Annotated in this window: 1 protein-coding gene; it reads left to right on the forward strand. The window is 65.1% G+C overall.

Annotation, left to right across the window (positions count from 1 at the left end; translation table 11 throughout):
• Nucleotides 1–214: 214 nt before the first annotated feature.
• Nucleotides 215–1,144 carry a DMT family transporter gene (locus Q8R73_RS12975; RefSeq protein WP_305719946.1) on the forward strand — a complete coding sequence of 310 codons (930 nt, stop codon included), beginning with the start codon at nucleotides 215–217 and terminating at the stop codon, nucleotides 1,142–1,144.
• Nucleotides 1,145–1,396: the final 252 nt, after the last annotated feature.

Genomic DNA, 1,396 nt, shown 5'->3' on the forward strand with positions numbered 1-1,396 from the left:
GCCCGGCTTGACCGGGCGACCCAGTTTTGCAGAGCCGCCAGCACTAAATCCGGGATGCCGCGGCGTACTGGATCGCCCGGTCAAGCCGGGCGACGACGGTCTTGTTGTGGCTTGCAATGACGTTGAGTGCGCGCAGACGTCTATCATAGTTCGTCACGCACCGAAGTATCGAAGATCTACAATCCTGTAGGGTCCATCTCGACAGGAATCGAGAATGGACCCCATGCACCCCCATCCGCGCCCACCCGGCATCGCCGTCGAACTGGCGCTGTTGCTGACGCTGGCGACGCTGTGGGGCGCGTCCTACAGTTTCATCAAGGTCGGCGTGGCGACGATTCCGCCGATCACCCTGATCGCGGCGCGCACCTTGATCGCGGGCTTGCTGCTGCTCGTCATCATGCGCTGGCGCGGGATCGTGCTGCCGATGGATGGTGCGACCTGGCGGCGTTTCCTGTGGCAGGCCTGCCTCAACAGCGTGGTCCCCTGGACCATGCTGGCCTGGAGCGTGCGCTCGCTCGATGCCGGGCTCGCCACCATTCTCAACTCGACCTCGCCGATCTTCACTTTCTTCCTGACGCTGGCCATCACCCGCCACGAGGCGCTGGCGCCGCGCAAATTGTTCGGCGTGTGCGCCGGGATGGCCGGCATCTGCCTGATCGTCGGGGTGGAGGCGCTGAATGGGCTGGGCGAGCAACTGGTCGCGCAGATCGTGGCCGTGCTGGCCGCCATCTGCTATGCCGGCGCGGCGATCTTCGGCCGCAGCTTCAAGGGCCTCGATCCGATAGCGCCGGCCACAGGCTCGCTGTTGGCTGGCGCGGCAATCCTGATTCCGCTCAGCCTCGCGGTGGACCGGCCATGGACGCTGGCGCCGTCGGCCGGCTCGATGCTGGCCTTGCTGGTGCTGGCGGTGTTTTCCACCGCGCTGGCCTTCGTGATTTATTTCCGGCTGGTCCAGACGCTGGGCTCGGTCGGCACCACCGCGCAGGCATACTTGCGGGTGCCGATCGGTGTCGCGGTCGGCGTGCTGTTTCTCGGCGAGAGCCTGACGGCGACGGCGTGGATCGGCCTCGCCTGTGTCGTTCTCGGCGTCGCCGCGATGACGATCCCGGCAAGGAGCAGGGCGGTGGCCGGCGCGCCTTCCTGACGGCATTGCCACTACCCGACGGGCAAATCAGTTCGGTTTATCGGAAACCAAAGTCAAGCCGCTCGCGCAAAAATAATTCTGTTTACCAGAAGTCATGATCAGGCTATATGTCTGGCCATCCCGTCCCACTGCGAGGGGCGTTGCGCAAGGTCACCAGTGCGGGACGGGGATGCGGTGGACGCGGATGGTGCTCCCTGACCAGGGTGCCTGAAACGGATGCGAAATCGTGCGGTCCTGACACCTCGGTGCTGG

Source organism: Bradyrhizobium sp., from assembly GCF_030697065.1.
Lineage (GTDB): Bacteria > Pseudomonadota > Alphaproteobacteria > Rhizobiales > Xanthobacteraceae > Bradyrhizobium.